Annotated in this window: 14 protein-coding genes and 1 pseudogene; 8 read left to right on the forward strand and 7 right to left on the reverse strand. The window is 65.7% G+C overall.

What is annotated here, in order from left to right; all coding sequences use genetic code 11:
* Nucleotides 1–111: 111 nt before the first annotated feature.
* Nucleotides 112–1,272 (reverse strand): acyl-CoA dehydrogenase family protein, encoded by a 1,161-nt coding sequence (locus B133_RS0109050; RefSeq protein ID WP_018600571.1) that lies wholly within the window; start codon nt 1,270–1,272, stop codon nt 112–114.
* 304 nt (nt 1,273–1,576) lie between these two features.
* Between B133_RS0109050 and B133_RS0109055 the strand changes: the two genes are divergently transcribed.
* Nucleotides 1,577–3,043 (forward strand): PE-PPE domain-containing protein, encoded by a 1,467-nt coding sequence (locus tag B133_RS0109055; protein WP_157625829.1) that lies wholly within the window; start codon nt 1,577–1,579, stop codon nt 3,041–3,043.
* 15 nt (nt 3,044–3,058) lie between these two features.
* Here the strand turns inward: B133_RS0109055 and hflX are convergent, their stop codons facing one another.
* The 4 genes from hflX to B133_RS0109075 are packed head-to-tail and all read right to left on the reverse strand — an operon-like array spanning nt 3,059 to nt 6,997.
* Nucleotides 3,059–4,459 carry a GTPase HflX gene (hflX, locus tag B133_RS0109060; protein ID WP_018600573.1) on the reverse strand — a complete coding sequence of 467 codons (1,401 nt, stop codon included), beginning with the start codon at nt 4,457–4,459 and terminating at the stop codon, nt 3,059–3,061.
* A 45-nt stretch (nt 4,460–4,504) separates the two neighbouring features.
* Complete coding sequence (dapF, locus tag B133_RS0109065) at nt 4,505–5,455, reverse strand: diaminopimelate epimerase (RefSeq protein ID WP_232423277.1); 951 nt, start codon at nt 5,453–5,455, stop codon at nt 4,505–4,507.
* Entirely contained in the window at nt 5,409–6,314 is a 906-nt protein-coding gene (gene miaA, locus B133_RS0109070; RefSeq protein WP_026256174.1) for a tRNA (adenosine(37)-N6)-dimethylallyltransferase MiaA, read from the reverse strand. Before miaA ends, dapF begins: the two co-directional genes overlap by 47 nt.
* Nucleotides 6,311–6,997, reverse strand: a complete 687-nt coding sequence (locus tag B133_RS0109075) for a hypothetical protein (protein ID WP_026256175.1) — start codon at nt 6,995–6,997, stop codon at nt 6,311–6,313. Before B133_RS0109075 ends, miaA begins: the two co-directional genes overlap by 4 nt.
* Before the next feature lie 231 nt (nt 6,998–7,228).
* On the opposite strand from B133_RS0109075, the gene B133_RS0109080 reads away from it, so the two are divergent.
* Entirely contained in the window at nt 7,229–8,560 is a 1,332-nt protein-coding gene (locus B133_RS0109080; protein WP_051088043.1) for a DUF349 domain-containing protein, read from the forward strand.
* A 27-nt stretch (nt 8,561–8,587) separates the two neighbouring features.
* On the opposite strand, the gene B133_RS0109085 is transcribed toward B133_RS0109080, so the two are convergent.
* On the reverse strand, nt 8,588–9,175 hold the full coding sequence (locus tag B133_RS0109085; protein ID WP_018600581.1) for a hypothetical protein: 588 nt from the start codon (nt 9,173–9,175) through the stop codon (nt 8,588–8,590).
* Nucleotides 9,163–10,670 (reverse strand): annotated as a pseudogene (gene miaB, locus B133_RS0109090) (tRNA (N6-isopentenyl adenosine(37)-C2)-methylthiotransferase MiaB); the annotation flags it as partial. The gene B133_RS0109085 and the pseudogene miaB, both read right to left, overlap by 13 nt.
* Nucleotides 10,671–10,791: 121 nt before the next feature.
* Between miaB and B133_RS0109095 the strand changes: the two are divergent.
* From B133_RS0109095 to B133_RS23635, 6 genes are all read left to right on the forward strand, one after another.
* Nucleotides 10,792–11,520: an amino acid ABC transporter ATP-binding protein gene (locus B133_RS0109095; protein ID WP_051088104.1), complete on the forward strand. Its 729-nt coding sequence runs from the start codon at nt 10,792–10,794 to the stop codon at nt 11,518–11,520.
* Nucleotides 11,521–11,546: 26 nt separating this feature from the next.
* The gene (locus tag B133_RS0109100) at nt 11,547–12,365 is read left to right on the forward strand and encodes a glutamate ABC transporter substrate-binding protein (RefSeq protein WP_026256177.1); all 819 of its coding nucleotides are present in this window, start codon (nt 11,547–11,549) and stop codon (nt 12,363–12,365) included.
* Nucleotides 12,366–12,380: 15 nt separating this feature from the next.
* Nucleotides 12,381–13,061, forward strand: coding sequence for an amino acid ABC transporter permease (locus B133_RS0109105; protein ID WP_018600590.1), 681 nt, complete (start codon nt 12,381–12,383; stop codon nt 13,059–13,061).
* Nucleotides 13,061–13,969, forward strand: a complete 909-nt coding sequence (locus B133_RS0109110) for an amino acid ABC transporter permease (RefSeq protein WP_018600591.1) — start codon at nt 13,061–13,063, stop codon at nt 13,967–13,969. The genes B133_RS0109105 and B133_RS0109110 overlap by 1 nt, the downstream gene beginning before the upstream one ends.
* A 213-nt stretch (nt 13,970–14,182) precedes the next feature.
* Nucleotides 14,183–15,172, forward strand: a complete 990-nt coding sequence (locus tag B133_RS0109115; RefSeq protein WP_018600593.1) for a hypothetical protein — start codon at nt 14,183–14,185, stop codon at nt 15,170–15,172.
* Nucleotides 15,165–16,142 (forward strand): hypothetical protein, encoded by a 978-nt coding sequence (locus B133_RS23635; protein ID WP_018600595.1) that lies wholly within the window; start codon nt 15,165–15,167, stop codon nt 16,140–16,142. The genes B133_RS0109115 and B133_RS23635 overlap by 8 nt, the downstream gene beginning before the upstream one ends.

Raw genomic sequence — 16,142 nt, forward strand, 5'->3', positions numbered from 1 at the left:
TGCTTCAGTGGACGACGATAACCAAGGAACATGGCCGATCACGGATCAAAAACTCCGTGATTTATCCGCTCTGCGGGCTCGATACCGGCGATTCGGAAGATTCTCGCAGGGTCAGACGCCCAAGCTACGGCCGATGATTTCCTTCATGATCTCGGTGGTGCCACCGTAGATCGTCTGAACCCTGGCATCCAGGTACGCACGCGCGATCGGATATTCACGCATGTATCCGTAGCCTCCGTGAAGCTGCAGACACCGGTCAATGAGGCTGATCTGCTTCTCGGTCGAATACCACTTGGCCATCGCGGCCTGCTCCACGGTGAGCTTCTCGTCGAGGTGCAGTCGGACGAATTCGTCGACCATCATCCGCACCACGGTGGCCTCCGTGGCCAGTTCGGCCAGCACGAAACGGCTGTTCTGGAAACTGCCGATCGGCCTGCCGAACGCCTTGCGCTCCTTGGTGTACTGCAGTGTCTGCTCCAGTACCGTCTCCATGGCCGCCGCGGCCATGATCGCGATCGAGATGCGTTCCTGCGGCAGGTTCTGCATCAGGTAGACGAACCCCTGCCCCTCCTCGCCGAGCAGGTTCTCCACCGGCACTTTGACGTCGGTGAACGACAGCTCGGCGGTGTCCTGGGCCTCCAGACCGATCTTGTCGAGGTGCCGGCCCCGCTCGAAACCCTCCATGCCGCGCTCGACGACTATCAGGGAGAAGCCCAGTGCACCCTTCTCCGGGGCGGTCTGCGCCACGACGATCACCAGATCGGAGTGGATGCCGTTGGTGATGAACGTCTTGGACCCGTTGAGGACGTAGTGGTCACCATCGCGCACCGCACGGGTCTTGATGCCCTGCAGGTCGCTACCGGTACCTGGCTCGGTCATCGCGATCGCCGTGATCAATTCCCCGGTACAGAACTTCGGCAGCCAACGCTGCTTCTGTTCCTCGTTGGCCAGCCGCAGTAGGTAGGGGGCGACCACGTCGTTGTGCAGCCCGAAGCCGATGCCGCTGTAGCGGCCGGCTACCGTCTCCTCCGTCATGATCGTGTTGTAGCGGAAGTCCGGGTTTCCACCGCCGCCGTACTCCTCAGGTACGGCCATCCCGAGAAAACCCTGTTTGCCGGCCTCCAGCCAGACGCCCCGGTCGACGATCTTGTCCTTTTCCCACTGGTCGTGATACGGCGCGACATGCCGTTCTAGGAACGCTCGATACGATTCGCGGAAAAGTTGGTGTTCGGGTTCGAACAGCGTGCGCTCGTACTTCACGACACCACCCATGGTGTGACCTCCGGTACTGGGTTTTCGAACTTGGGCCCAACTTATACCAACCGGATGGTCGGCCACACTGAGGTGGGCGGGTCGTGCCGTCAGCTGTCGGGTCACACCCGTGTTCTCACCAGCCTCGCGTACCGGGGCGCGTTCACCGGGCAAGCTGATATTCGGGGATGCCGGCGCGTGATTCGACGCGGCAGTTCGCTCGATTTCTGTGTGCCCCGTTGCGTCACGATGTAAAGATCCCGTAAGCGCTGATGTCGGCGTCAGCGGAAGGAGAGACGGCCGGATGCGGATCTCAGCTCGTTCCATGACGCGTTCCCTGCTGGTGGCTGGCCTGGCGATGTCCGGTTCTGCGGTCATCGGGGTAACGACGACGCTGGCGGCCGAGGTCGCACTGAATGCCGCGGTGACGCCATTGGTGGTCCCGGGTACCGGGACACCGGACCCGAAGGATTCCGACAATTACATGGGCAATGCTGTCGCCTACTACGTGGAGCCGGGCGGTACCTGCGGGACGGACGGATGCACGACGCCGGTGCCGGTGCCCTACATCGCCCAGTTCTGGCCGTTTCCATTCCCTGGCTGGGGCGGTCTGCAAGGCGCGAAGTGGAACGTCTCGGTGGCCAGCGGTGTGACCAGCTTGACCAGCCAGCTCGTAGGGCCCAACAATCCGACCGACGACCATCCAGTCATCGTCTTCGGCTATTCGCAGGGCGCCACTGTTGCCGGCATCGTCAAGGGTCAGTTGGCCGATCTACCTGCCGACCAGAAGGACGACCTGACGTTCGTCCTGATCGGCGACCCGAACCGGCCGAATGGCGGGCTGTTCGAACGGCTCGCGATGCTCGGCACGGTGCCGGTGCTGGACGCGACGTTCGGCCAACCAACCCCCACCGACACCGGCATCACGACCTACGACATCGCACTGCAGTACGACGGTGTCTCGGATGCCCCGTCGTGGGTGCTCAACCCACTGGCCATGGCCAACGCGCTCGCCGGGTTCGGGTACGTCCACGGCACCTATCTGGCACCCGATGGAACCGACCCGGCGTCGGCAACGCCCTACGGCTACACACCTGAACAGGTACAGGCCGCAGTCGCCAACGCAAAGGCCGACTGCAGTGAGGCGACCCACTGCCAGAAAGAGGGCGACACCTACTACATCACGCTGCCGGCGAAATACCTCCCGATCATGCAGCCAGCGCTCGATCTCGGCGCGGCGACCGGCACGTCAGAGATCGTAGTGCCGGTCGTCAACCTGATCTCCCCGACTGTGCAGACACTCATCGAAACCGGTTACGACAGAAGCAATTACGGAACTCCGACGCCGTTTTCGCTGGTCCCGAAGATCAACCCCGTCACGCTGGCCGGTGACCTCATCAACGATATCCCCGAAGGCATTACCGCCGCGAGCCAACCCGGGCTCGCCCCGCTACCCGGATGGACCGACCCCACCCAAACCGTGATCACGACGCCGACCACAACCGATACGTCACCTGCCCCGATCGCGACCGCCAGCACACCGGAGGTCCGAAAAGTAACCGCCACAAGCGATCTCAAGCCGCCGCCGCGGCTCAGCGCCATCGCCAAGCCGCCGTCGGCCACCCAAACGGATCGGCCGGCGCTGCGGAAGACGTTGGGAGTCAACGAACATCCGGTCCGTGACCTGGCGAAGTCACTCGACAGCACAGTGCGCAAGTCGCTCGGTCAGGCCGGCGCCAAGGTCACCCATAAGGACGACGGCGGCACCAAGGTAGCCAAGCCCGCGGCCTGATCCGCGAGTCGACTCTCAGAACGTCGCGAACTCGCGCAGGCTCGCCGCCAATGGGATCGGCACACGCGCTTTGACCCTGGTGCCGTCGGTGCCGTGTTCAGTGGCGTCGATGCGGCCCTCGGCGTGCAGTTTGGCCACCAGGTCGCCACGCTCGTACGGGATGGTCACGTCGACCATGGTGTCTGTCGGCTCGACCAACTCCCCCATCCGCTGCCGCAGGCGGTCCAACCCGTCGCCGGAGTGTGCCGAGACGAACACCGCGTCGGGCAACGCACGGCGCAGCTGGGCCAACGCCAAGTCCCCTGTGGCATCGATCTTGTTGACCACCAGTAGTTCCGGCGCCCGACGCCCGTCGTGCTCGGCGATCACGTCGCTGATCACCTGCCGCACCGCGCTGATCTGGGCCAGTGGGTTGGCATCGGAGCCGTCGACCACATGCACGAGCAGGTCGGCATCCACGACCTCTTCGAGGGTGGACCGGAACGCCTCCACCAATTGAGTGGGCAGGTGCCGCACGAACCCGACGGTGTCGGTCAGCACGAACGGCCGTCCGTCGTCGAATTCTCCACGGCGCGAGGTGGGTTCGAGGGTGGCGAACAACGCGTTCTCTACCAGCACCCCGGCCCCGGTCAACGCGTTGAGCAGACTCGACTTGCCCGCGTTGGTGTAGCCGACGATCGCCACCGACGCGACGTCGGAGGTCAGCCGGCGACTGCGCTGGGTGTCACGGACCTTCTTCATATCGCGAATCTCACGGCGCAGCTTGGACATGCGCTCGCGGATCCGCCGGCGATCGGTCTCGATCTTGGTCTCGCCCGGACCGCGGGTGCCGACGCCGCCGCCGGCCCCACCAGCACGGCCGCCGGCCTGCCGGGACATCGACTCACCCCAGCCGCGCAGCCGCGGGAGCATGTACTCCATCTGGGCCAGCGACACCTGCGCCTTGCCCTCGCGGCTGGTCGCGTGCTGGGCGAAGATGTCGAGGATCAGCGCGGTGCGGTCGATGACCTTGACCTTGACCACCTTTTCCAGCGAGTTCAGCTGGGCCGGCGACAGTTCGCCGTCGCAGATCACGGTGTCGGCTCCGGTCGCCAGCACCACCTCGCGCAACTCGGCGGCCTTACCGGAACCGATATAAGTGGACGGATCGGGCTTGTCGCGACGCTGGATGAGCCCTTCGAGGACCTCTGAGCCCGCGGTCTCGGCCAGCGCCGCCAACTCGGCCAGGCTGGCGTCGGCATCGGCCGAGGTGCCGTCGGTCCAGACGCCGACGAGCACGACTCGTTCCAGCCGTAGCTGTCGGTATTCGACCTCGGAGACGTCGGTCAGTTCTGTGGACAGCCCGGCGACGCGGCGGAGTGAGGCGCGATCCTGAAGGGCGAGTTCACCGGTGCTGGGTGTCTGTGGGTACGTCATATGTGCTTCCAGATTGTCACGCCGACCACCCGGTGCGCACCCCAATTACGCGTGCGCAGTGTTCCACCAGGCCTCGGACAGTTCTCCGCGCGCCACCAGGACCGATGGACCCCGCAGGTAGCTGGTGGATTCGGTGACGGTCACACTCACTTCCCCGCCGGGTATGCGTACCTGCAGGGTCCCGGTGTCGGTACCCTCATGCGCCAGCGCGGCCACAGTTGCGGCGACGGTTCCGGTGCCGCACGATCGCGTCTCGCCGACGCCGCGTTCGTGTACCCGCATATTCACTACGCCATCGACCGGCGCGGTCAATATCTCGACGTTGACACCGTGGGGGAACAGCGCGGAGTCGAACGACACCGGCGCGCCCACGTCGAGGGCAACCAGATCCGCCTGATCGATCCCCACGCAGGCCAAGTGGGGATTACCGACATCGACGGCCAGGCCGGAGAAGCTGCGGCCGCCGACCACGGCCGAGCCGGCGCCGAACCGGTTGGCCTTGCCCATCTCGACGGTGACCTCGGCTGTGTCGGCATCGGCGTGGTGCAGCACCACCGGGCGTGGCCCCGCCAGCGAGCCGACGACGAACTCGTCGGCGGTCTCTAGGCCCGAGGCCTTCAGGTAGTGCGCGAACACGCGGACCCCGTTGCCACACATCTGCGCGATGGACCCGTCGGCATTGCGGTAGTCCATGTACCAGTCGTCGGCCGCGACGCCGTCGGGCAACCGGTCGAACACGCCGGCAGCCAGGGCTGCGCCGGCCGTGGTCACCCGCAGTACGCCGTCGGCTCCCAGGCCGCGTCGGCGGTCGCACAGCGCGGCCACGGCGTCGGGCTGCAGCGACAGGCGCGCGTCGAGGTCGGGCAGCACCACGAAATCGTTCTGGGTGCCGTGCCCTTTTACAAACCGAAGCCCCTTCACGGAGCTCACGCCGCCGAAGATCACCTGATCAGGATACGTGCCGCCAGATCCGCTCGGCGTGCTCGACCGTCGCATCGGAAGCTCCGTCCAGCCACGCCACCCGGTGATCCCTGCGGAACCAGGACCGCTGCCGGCGCACATAGCGGCGGGTGCCGATGAACGTCGGTTCCTGAGCGGCCAAGCCGTCGCCGCCGGCGTCGAGGTCGGCCAGCACCTGGGCGTACCCCAGCGCCCGCGCGGCCGTCACTCCGTCGCGCAAACCGCGCTCGCGCAGCGCACGCACCTCGTCCACCAGACCTTCGGCGAACATCTTGCCGGTACGCTGCGCCAGCCGCTGGTCGAGGACCTCGGTGACCCAGTCCAATCCGATGATCGCGGTGTCCCAGCGGGGTGTCCCGATGCGCGGCGCGGACGCCGCGAACGGCTGCCCGGTCAGCTCCACCACCTCCAGCGCCCGCACGATCCGTCTGCCGTCGGTGGGCAGGATCGAAGCCCCCGCCGCAGGATCGACCTCGGTCAGCTCAGCGTGCAGGGCCGCCACCCCGATCTCGGCCAGCCGCTCCTCCCACCGTGCCCGCACCGCGGGGTCAGTGGCCTGAAACGCCCACTCGTCCAGCAGCGACTGGATGTAGAGCATCGAACCGCCGACGATGACGGGCACCGCGCCACGCGCCGCAATGGCTTCCACGTCGGCCGCCGCAGCCTGCTGGTAGCGGGCCACGGTGGCGGTCTCGGTGACCCCGAGCACGTCGAGTTGGTGATGAGGGATGCCGCGACGTTCGGCGACCGTCAGTTTGGCGGTGCCGATGTCCATACCGCGGTAGAGCTGCATGGCGTCGGCATTCACGATCTCACCGCCGAGCCGTTCGGCCAGGGCCAGCGCCAGCGCGGACTTACCGGTGCCGGTGGGCCCGATGACCGCTATCGGCCTCACGGGTGCCACACCCCGACGAAGTACCCGACGCCGTAGGGCGCGCCGCGATAGAGCTCACGCGCCCCGGAGGGAGCGGGTTCGGTGAGCCCGGCCAGCACCTGATAGGCGACCCGGCCCACGATCGACTCGGGGAGCCTGGTCAGGGCCGCGGCGTCACCGCCGGCCAGCGCCTCGTCGAGGGCCAGCTGCACTGCACCGGAGTCCGGGTCGTAGCCACCGGGCGCCGCCGCGGTGAGAGTGTGCGCGCCGTCGGCGACGACCAGCACGCCGACCGGGTCTGCCGATTCATCGATCAGCGCCCGTAACCGGCGCCCGCGGGCCAGTGCCGCGTCCACCGGGTGCGCATCCGCGTACACCCGCACCTCGGCGCGTACCTCGGGATTGACCTGCGCCCGGATCCAGCCGGCGACGAGCGCGCACAGCGGCAGTTCGGTCGGGGTATGCGGGGCGCCGGGTGCCAGCGCGACCGGTGCGTCCACGCCGTATCCGGCGAACGTTCCGGCCTGGTCAGGGCCGATCACCGCGTCGGTGTCCCCGATACCGACGACGACCCACCGGGCTGGCAGTGTGTGGGCTGCCGCTACGACGGCCGCGCGGAGGTCGATCAGTTCATCGGCGGCCGCACCCATCAGCTCGGGTACCAGGATCGGTGCCGACGGGACGATCGCGATGGCGCTCAGCACCACCCCAACCTAGTGCGCAGCCACCGCCGCCGCGGCCGGCAGGCCCGGCCATCAGTCCTCGTTATCCCATGCTCACAGGCACCGACCGCGAGTTTGTCAGCCCATTGACCCGAAAGGCATGGGCATGGCACAAGCCGACCTGCTTGAATAGCGATGAACACTGACAGCTATTGGGCGCCGCGTCGCGCGGCAGATGCGCGGGTCGACCGCGGGGAAGTACAGGGAGCCGATATGACAACCAGCGAGCCCGGCGGGCAGACCCCCAAACCCACTCCGAAACCCAGCCCCCGGCCCGGGTTGCCACGTCCCGTTCCTCACCCCACCACGACCGCCCCGGTTGTTCCCGTGGCGCCGGCAAGCGATCCTCACCGGTTCGGCCGGGTTGATCCCGACGGCACGGTGTGGCTCATCAGCGGGTCCGGTGAACGGATCATCGGGTCCTGGCAGGCCGGCGACAACGAGTCGGCGTTCGCACATTTCGGTCGCCGCTTCGATGATCTGCACACTGAGGTCGCGCTGCTTGAGCACCGGCTGTCTTCGGGCACCGGGGATGCCCGCAAGATCAAGTCGGCCGCCGCGGTACTGGCCGAAACCCTGCCCACCGCAGCAGTTCTCGGGGATGTCGACGCATTGAGTTCACGGCTCGCCGCAATTCTCGACCAGGCCGACTCCGCCGCGGCGACCGAGCGTGCACAGCGCGACGAGCAGCGCGCCGCGCAGACCGCCCGCAAGGAGGCACTGGCTGCTGAGGCCGAGGAGCTGGCCGCCGATGCCACGCAGTGGAAGGCCGCCGGTGACAGGCTGCGGGAGATCCTCGACGAGTGGCGCTCCATCACAGGGCTGGACCGCAAGGTCGACGATGCGCTGTGGAAGCGTTATTCGGCCGCACGGGAAACGTTCAACCGCCGCCGTGGCGCGCATTTCGCCGAGCTCGACCGCGGCCGCGCCGGCGCCCGGCAAGCCAAGGAAGCGCTGTGTGAGAAGGCCGAGCAGCTTGCCGACTCCACGGACTGGGGTGCCACGGGCGCCGCATTCCGCAACCTGCTGAACCAGTGGAAAGCCGTCGGGCGCGCGGCCAAGGACGTCGACGACGCGTTGTGGCAGCGGTTCAAGTCTGCCCAGGACGCGTTCTTCTCCGCTCGCAACGCCGCGCACGCCGAACGCGACGCCGAGTTCGAGGCCAACGCCTCGGCTAAGGAAGCGCTACTGGCCGAGGCCGAGAAACTCGAGACCGGCGATCTGGACGCCGCCCGGGCCGCGCTGCGTGCGATCGGTGACAAGTGGGACGCGATCGGCAAGGCGCCTCGCGAACGCAGCGCGGAGCTCGAGCGCCGGTTGCGGGTAGTCGAGAAGAAGATCCGCGATGCCCCGACCGGTGGCGTCGATCCGGAAGCTCAAGCGCGTGCCGATCAGTTCCGTAGCCGCGCCGAGCAGTTCGAGAAGCAGGCACAAAAGGCAGAGGCGGCGGGCCGGACCAAGGATGCCGAGGCGGCCCGGGCCAGCGCCGAGCAGTGGCGCCAGTGGGCCGACGCGGCCGCGGAGTCGCTCGGCAAACGCCGATAGGGCGGGGGTTCGGCCAACCCCGTCAGGTCAGGCGTCCGGGTTGTCGGGGTCGGTCGGCTTGAAGTCATCCAGCAGGTCGCGCTGGTGTCGTTTCGCGGCGGCGCGGCGACGCTCTTCCTCAGCGGCCAGCTGAACCGCGGTCCGCGACCACACCACCCGGGCCCAGTGAAAGGTCAGCAGGATCACGGCGATCCACGCGATGATCAGGCCGATACCCGGGCCGGGATGGTGCACGGCCGTCTGCCGCGACCACACCGCCAACATGCCGGTCGCACTGGCCACCGCCGATCCGGCGAGTGCGACCCAGGCCAGTGCCCAACGCCGCGTCAACAGCGCCAGCGTTGAGAAACCGACCGCAAAGACGAGTGCCAGCCAGGTGAACACCCGCGATGGCAATGAGATTCCGTCGGCGACGGCCGTGGCGTCACCGACCAGAACGTCGAAACCCTTGCTGTGCCCGGTGTGCGGCAGAACGAACGACAGCAGCACGACGAACACCAGGGTCGCCACCACCAAAGCCCGGCTGCCAGGATCGAATTCCCGGGCCATCTTGCGTTCGACGGCGTCGAGATCACCCTTGAACTGGTCGAAGTGCTCGTCGGTCAACAGCTGCATCCTCCCGATGATGGTTGGGCAGGCGGGGCCCCGATACGGGGCAGTCCCAGGCCTACGCCGGTGCGTGGCCGCTGCCCGGCCGCATGGGCGTCTCCCGCGCGGGTGCGCCGGTGCTGTGTCACAGGCGCGTCGGCAATCAGATGATGCGGGGCGGCCGCGGTGACGGTGGTGGTCACGATGTCGCCGGGCCGGATCTCCGCGGGCGCAATGCCGTCGGGTGTGAAGTGCACCAGCCGGCCGTCCCTGGCCCGCCCTGACATGCGCGCGGTCGCGGCGTCTTTGCGGCCTTCACCGGTGGCGACCAACAGCTCGACGATGCGTCCCACCTGAGCCTCGTTTTCCTGCAGGGAAATCCGCTCCTGGAGTTCTACGAGACGCTGATAACGCTCAGTCACAACGGCTTTCGGTAATTGATCGGCCATGGTTGCGGCCGGGGTGCCGGGCCGGATCGAATACTGGAAAGTGAACGCCGACGCGAACCGGGCCCGCTCGACCACGTCGAGGGTGGCCTGGAAGTCCTCTTCGGACTCCCCCGGAAACCCGACGATGATGTCGGTGGTGATCGCGGCGTGCGGGATTGCGGAACGCACCTTGTCGATGATGCCGAGGTAGCGCTCGGCCCGGTAGGACCGCCTCATGGCCCGCAGGATGCGGTCCGAGCCCGACTGCAACGGCATGTGCAACGTCGGGCACACATTCGGGGTCTGGGCCATCGCCTCGATGACATCGTCGGTGAACTCGGCCGGATGCGGCGAGGTGAACCGGACCCGCTCAAGACCGTCGATGTTTCCGCAGGCCCGCAGCAGTTTCGAGAACGCGCCGCGATCGCGGGGCAGGTCCGGGTCAGCAAACGACACGCCGTAGGCGTTGACATTCTGGCCGAGCAGCGTGATCTCGAGCACACCCTGGTCGACCAATGTCTGCACCTCGCTCAGGATGTCGCCCGGTCGACGGTCGACCTCCTTGCCGCGAAGCGCCGGCACGATGCAGAACGTGCAAGTGTTGTTGCACCCGACGGAAATGGAAACCCATGCGGCATAAGCGGATTCCCGCGCTGCCGGCAAGGTCGACGGAAACTCCTTGAGCGCGTCGACGATCTCGACCTGGGCTTCGCGATTGTGCCGGGCACGTTCCAGCAGGGTCGGCAGCGAACCGATGTTGTGGGTGCCGAAGACCACATCGACCCACGGGGCTTTCTTCAGCACCGCGTCGCGGTCCTTCTGCGCCAGGCAGCCGCCCACGGCGATCTGCATGTTCGGATCGGACTGCTTGCGCGGGGCCAGATGGCTCAGGTTTCCGTACAGCTTGTTGTCGGCGTTCTCCCGCACGGCGCACGTGTTGAACACGACGATGTCGGCGTCGGCGTCGTCGGCGGCACGCCGGTAACCAGCGGATTCGAGCAGACCGGACAGCCGTTCCGAATCGTGCACATTCATCTGGCAGCCGTACGTGCGGACCTGGTAGGTACGCACGCCGGACTCCCCCTCGTGGGGGGTCTGAGCGCCGTGCGCCACCGTGGAAGTCACGACGAACATGTTACGGGGGCGCTGATACGCCCCAAGCTGAGCGTTCCCTGGGTAGGGTCTGCACCCATGGCCACCGCGACTTCGGTCCCGATGATCTCGATACAGGGCGTCAACAAGCATTTCGGCTCCCTGCACGTACTGAAGGACATCAACCTCGACGTCGGCCGCGGTCAGGTGGTGGTGGTGCTGGGACCATCAGGCTCGGGCAAATCGACGTTGTGCCGCACCATCAATCGACTGGAAACCATCGATACGGGCACCATCACCGTCGACGGTCAGCTACTGCCGAACGAGGGCCGCCGGCTCGCGCAGTTGCGCTCCGACGTCGGAATGGTGTTCCAGTCGTTCAACCTGTTCGCACACAAGACGATCCTGGAGAACGTAACGCTCGGCCCGACCAAGGTGCGCAAGACTTCCAAGGCGAAAGCCCGCGAGTCGGCGATGGCATTGCTGGAACGCGTCGGGGTGGCCAATCAGGCCGACAAATATCCAGCGCAGCTCTCCGGCGGCCAGCAGCAGCGGGTGGCGATCGCACGCTCGCTGGCGATGCATCCGAAGGTCATGCTGTTCGACGAGCCGACCAGCGCGCTGGATCCGGAGATGATCAACGAGGTGCTCGCGGTGATGACGGCACTGGCGCAGGAGGGCATGACGATGGTCGTCGTGACCCACGAGATGGGTTTCGCCCGCCGGGCGTCAGACCGGGTGGTGTTCATGGCCGACGGCGCGATCGTCGAGGACTCCGAACCCACCGCATTTTTCGACAATCCGCGATCGGATCGGGCGAAAGACTTTCTCGGCAAGATCCTCCACCACTAACGCCTCGGCGAAAGGAACCATCCCTCATGCCTATCAAGCCCATGCGCCTGGCCAGTGCCATCGCATTAGCCATAGCCCTTCCCCTTGCCGCTACCGCATGCGGTGGTGGTGGAGGAGGGGACAACAACAAGATCGTCATCGGAACCAAGTACGACCAGCCCGGACTCGGTCAGAAAAAGCCGGACGGCACCATGGTCGGCTTCGACGTCGACGTGGCCAAGTACATCGCCAAGGAACTCGGCTACAACGAAGACCAGATCGAGTGGAAGGAATCCCCGTCCCCGCAGCGGGAGACGCTCATCGAGAACGACCAGGTGAAGTTCATCGTGGCGACCTACTCGATCACCGACGATCGCAAGAAGAAGGTCGACTTCGCCGGTCCCTACCTGATCACCGGACAGAGCCTGCTGGTGCGCGCGGACAACACCGACATCACCGGTTCGTCGTCACTGGAGAACAACAAGAAACTGTGCTCGGTGGCGGGCTCCACCCCCGCCCAGAACATCAAGAAGGAATATCCGAAGGTCCAGTTGCAGCAGTTCGACACGTATTCCGCTTGTATCGATGCGCTCAAGAACGGTGCTGTCGACGCGGTGACCACGGATGAGGTCATCCTGGCCGGCTTCGCCGCCCAGAGCCCGGGCGCGTTCAAGGTTGTCGGCGACACGTTCACCACAGAGAAGTACGGGGTGGGCCTGAAGAAGGGCGACAGCGAACTGCGCACCAAGATCAACGACGCGATCGAGAAGATGGAATCCAGCGGCGCCTGGAAGGAAGCGTTCGAGAAGAATCTCGGCCCGGCCGGCATCAAGACGCCCGAACCGCCGGCCATCGACCGCTCCTGAGGTTCGGCCCCGACCGTGGAGATCTTCACTCAGTACCGCGACGAGGTGTTCGCGGCATTCTGGACGACGATCCAACTGACGGTGTACTCCGCGGTCGGAGCGCTGGTTCTGGGTACCGTACTGGCGGCGATGCGGTTGGCGCCGACTCCGGTGATGAACTGGATCGGGGCCACCTATGTGAACCTGGTCCGCAACACGCCGCTGACGTTGATCATCCTGTTCTGTTCGTTCGGCGTGGGGCAGACGCTGGGCATCAGGCTGGTGGACGCCAACTCGCCAACGGCCATCGTCGACAGTAATTTCCGATTGGCGGTACTCGGATTGACCGCCTACACGGCGTCTTTCGTGTGTGAGACGGTGCGCTCAGGGGTGAACACCATACCGTTGGGCCAGGCCGAGGCAGCCCGGTCACTCGGGCTGACTTTCGGCCAAAACCTGCGAATCATCCTGCTCCCCCAGGCTTTCCGAGCCGTCATCATTCCGCTGGGCTCGGTGCTGATCGCATTGACGAAGAACACCACTATCGCCTCGGCTATCGGAGTCGCCGAGGCCGCGCTGCTGATGAAGGAGATGATCGAGAACACCGCCGCGCTGCTGGCGGTGGGCACCATCTTCGCGGTCGGATTCCTTGTCCTGACATTGCCGTTGGGATTGTTCTTCGGGTGGCTGGGTAAGCGACTCGCGGTGGTGCGGTAATGAGTACCGCATCAGTGCTATTCGACGCTCCCGGGCCACGGGCCAAGGTGCGCAACTGGATTCTCACGGCACTGACCGTGGTGACCGTCGGCTGCCTGCTGGCATTCGTGATCGAGCGAATGTCGGCGAAAGACCAGTTGCAGCCGGAGAAGTGGAAACCGTTCCTGACCGCCGACCTGTGGCGTACCTTCGTGCTGCCCGGCGTGGAGGGCACGCTGACCGCGGCCGCGGTATCGATCGTCTTCGCCGGTGCACTGGGCCTGCTCCTGGGCGTGGGTCGGCTGGCGCCGATCGCTCCGATCCGCTGGTTGAGTTCGGTGATCGTGGAGTTCTTCCGCGCCATCCCGGTGCTGATCATGATGATCTTCGCGTACTTCCTCTATGCGAAGTTCGACGTGTTCCCTTCCAAGTATCTTGCGCTGGCCGGGGTTATCACGGGGCTGAGCCTGTACAACGGCGCAGTTATCGCCGAGATCGTCCGCGCCGGCATTCACTCGTTGCCTCGGGGGCAACGCGAGGCAGGATTGTCACTGGGGCTGACGTGGGGTCAGTCGATGCGGTTCATCCTGCTTCCGCAGGCCATAACCGCGATGCTTCCCGTGCTGATATCGCAGTTGGTGGTCGTCCTGAAGGACACCGCGATCGGCTACCAGATCACCTTCGTGGAGATGGTGCGTCAGGGCACCAATATCGGTTCAGCGTACGGTAACTATCTGCCCGCGCTGGTTGTCATAGCGATCCTGATGATCAGTGTGAACATCACACTGTCGGCACTAGCCACGCAACTGGAACACCGGTTGCGCCGATCCAGCCGAGGGCCTGCCCCGCTCGAAGCCGAAGCCATCGAGCAGGAAGGCGCACCCGGCGCGCGGGTGCTACAAGCACAGCAAGACCAGCCCCGCGGCTAGGCTGTGCCCGGCGGCGATGCCACACGTGCTGTTCTCCGCGTGATTCCCTTTGTCCAAGAAGAGTTTTCGCTCCTCGCGTCGCCGTGCTCAAGTGGGAAGCGGGATCACGCGGTCCATGCCTTTCTGCGCGCCGGCCGCACCGCGCAGAAATTCCCGCGATAGCTCGGTGCAGCCGCTAGTGTGTGCCTACACAGTTTGGCGAGGGGGTCGGTGATGTCCGATCAGGACAGCGATCACCTCTCTGCACTGACCCACCATCAACGCAATCGTGCCGTGCTGGTGGTGGTGTTGCTCCTGCTGTTCGTCTTCTCCTACAGCGAAGACATCGTGTTCGCGGTGCTCGAGGCCACCGACCACCACCACCTCACGGGCTGGATCATCGGTCTGGTCGGACTCGACGTAGCCGTGCTTGCTGTCGTCAGCCAGCTCAAACGCTTTATCGCCCGCGCCGACGGCGAGCCTCCGCGACTGTGGCGGTGGTGGTGGAGCTTGTTCGGTGCTGTCGTCGTCCTCGATGTGTTCTTATGCCTTCTGCCGGAAAGCCATCCGCTGTGGGTCGACCTCATTTCGTCGATCGCATTCGCCACCGTCATGGGCCTGCTGATGGCCGTGTCACTCAACGCCGATCCGCTGACGTTGGTCAGCAGCACCCACCGGTCGACGTTACCCACCGATTGGGCACGCGTGCGCTCCATCGTCCCGTTGATGGTCGGCACGTTCGCGTGCTTCCTCGCCGCCACAGCGTTCGACGACTACTTCGATCTCGACACCGTGCGCAGTCTCGATCCTGAGCTGCAGGCCGAGGTAGCCGCGATGCCGCTGAACGAGCGGCTCGGCGCGCTCGGCACGCTGTGCGAGGGGGCGGTGAGCCCGGCGTTCTTCCAGCAGGTAGTCGCGGTGATCCCACTCCTGCTGCTCACCCTCGGCGTCGAGTTCAACTTCTTCCGCCGTGCGCTGGTCGAGCCCGCTCAACGGGCCGCCGCTGCCGCGACCGTCACTGTCATGTCGATAAGTCTCGTGCTGGCGCTGTCCACACTGCCGTGGGAAGGGTCGGGGTGCGGCCACGTCCTCGCCTATTGGCATGAGTATCTGACCTTCGTCGTATCTGTCCAGGGTGCTGTCACCGGCCTCGCAACGCTGATCTGGTTCCTGGTGGCCAGTCGCCCCGACCAACGAATAACCGTAGGAATCAACAATGTCTGAGCCGGCCGTATCCTTGCGCTCCGATCGGGCGGTGTTCGGAGTCGTCTTCCTGATGTTCTTTGCGTTCTCCTACAGCGAGCCGCTGATCTCCGGTGTGTACCCGATCGTGGGCAACGGCGACACGGGATGGCGGATCGCCGTCATCGCCGTCGATGCGCTGGTGCTGGGCGTGGTCGGGGTCATGAAACGCGAAATCACCCGCACCGACGGCGACACGCCACGACTGTGGAGATGGTGGTCGACCGGGGTCGCCATCCTTCTGAGCATCGACGTATTGCGGCTGGTGTCACACCAATCCGTTCAGATCGATCTGCTGATCGCGACCATCTACGCCGCGGCGATGGGTTTCACCACGGCGGCGTCGCTCAACGCCGATCCATTCACGCTACTCAGCACCGCCCGTCAGGTGGCTCTGCCAACCGACTGGGCGCGGGCGCGGGCCATCGTGCCGCTGGTACTGGGAACGTGGGCCTGCTATTTGGCCGCAAGCGCTTTCATCGACGTGTTCGACGTCGACACGGTGCGAACGCTCGACGCGAAGACGGCTGCGGAGATTGCCACCATGCCCGCGGCAGATGAGATCGCGCTGCTTTCTCAGCTGTGCGAAGGAGCGATCAGTCCGACTTTCTTCCATCAGGTGGTCGGGGTGCTTCCGGTGCTCGTGCTGGCACTCGGCGTCGAATTCAACTACTTCCGCCGAACGTTGACCGACGCAGGCCAGCGCGCCGCGACAGCCGCCACCGTGACAGTGATGGCGGCCGGCCTGGCGCTCGCACTCTCGACGCTGCCGTGGGATGGCAAGGGCTGCGGCGATGTCCTGTCCGCGTGGCACGAGTACGTGGCGTTTCTCTTGGCGGTTCAGGGCGTCTTCACAGGATTGGTCACCCTGGTATGGCTGCTGGTTACGAGCACGCCCGACATCGCCTCCAATGCTGACTCGATGTCCAGCGAGTCGGAGCAACAGAACTAG

It is taken from the genome of Mycobacterium sp. 155 (genome assembly GCF_000373905.1).
Lineage (GTDB): Bacteria > Actinomycetota > Actinomycetes > Mycobacteriales > Mycobacteriaceae > Mycobacterium.

Bases quoted from the DNA above. Each gene is read 5' to 3' on its own strand.
- B133_RS0109050 (WP_018600571.1), bottom strand. From the start codon at position 1,272: ATGGGTGGTGTCGTGAAGTACGAGCGCACGCTGTTCGAACCCGAACAC.
- B133_RS0109055 (WP_157625829.1), top strand. From the start codon at position 1,577: ATGACGCGTTCCCTGCTGGTGGCTGGCCTGGCGATGTCCGGTTCTGCG.
- hflX (WP_018600573.1), bottom strand. From the start codon at position 4,459: ATGACGTACCCACAGACACCCAGCACCGGTGAACTCGCCCTTCAGGAT.
- dapF (WP_232423277.1), bottom strand. From the start codon at position 5,455: ATGCGACGGTCGAGCACGCCGAGCGGATCTGGCGGCACGTATCCTGAT.
- B133_RS0109080 (WP_051088043.1), top strand. From the start codon at position 7,229: ATGACAACCAGCGAGCCCGGCGGGCAGACCCCCAAACCCACTCCGAAA.
- B133_RS0109085 (WP_018600581.1), bottom strand. From the start codon at position 9,175: ATGCAGCTGTTGACCGACGAGCACTTCGACCAGTTCAAGGGTGATCTC.
- B133_RS0109095 (WP_051088104.1), top strand. From the start codon at position 10,792: ATGATCTCGATACAGGGCGTCAACAAGCATTTCGGCTCCCTGCACGTA.
- B133_RS0109100 (WP_026256177.1), top strand. From the start codon at position 11,547: ATGCCTATCAAGCCCATGCGCCTGGCCAGTGCCATCGCATTAGCCATA.
- B133_RS0109110 (WP_018600591.1), top strand. From the start codon at position 13,061: ATGAGTACCGCATCAGTGCTATTCGACGCTCCCGGGCCACGGGCCAAG.
- B133_RS0109115 (WP_018600593.1), top strand. From the start codon at position 14,183: ATGTCCGATCAGGACAGCGATCACCTCTCTGCACTGACCCACCATCAA.
- B133_RS23635 (WP_018600595.1), top strand. From the start codon at position 15,165: ATGTCTGAGCCGGCCGTATCCTTGCGCTCCGATCGGGCGGTGTTCGGA.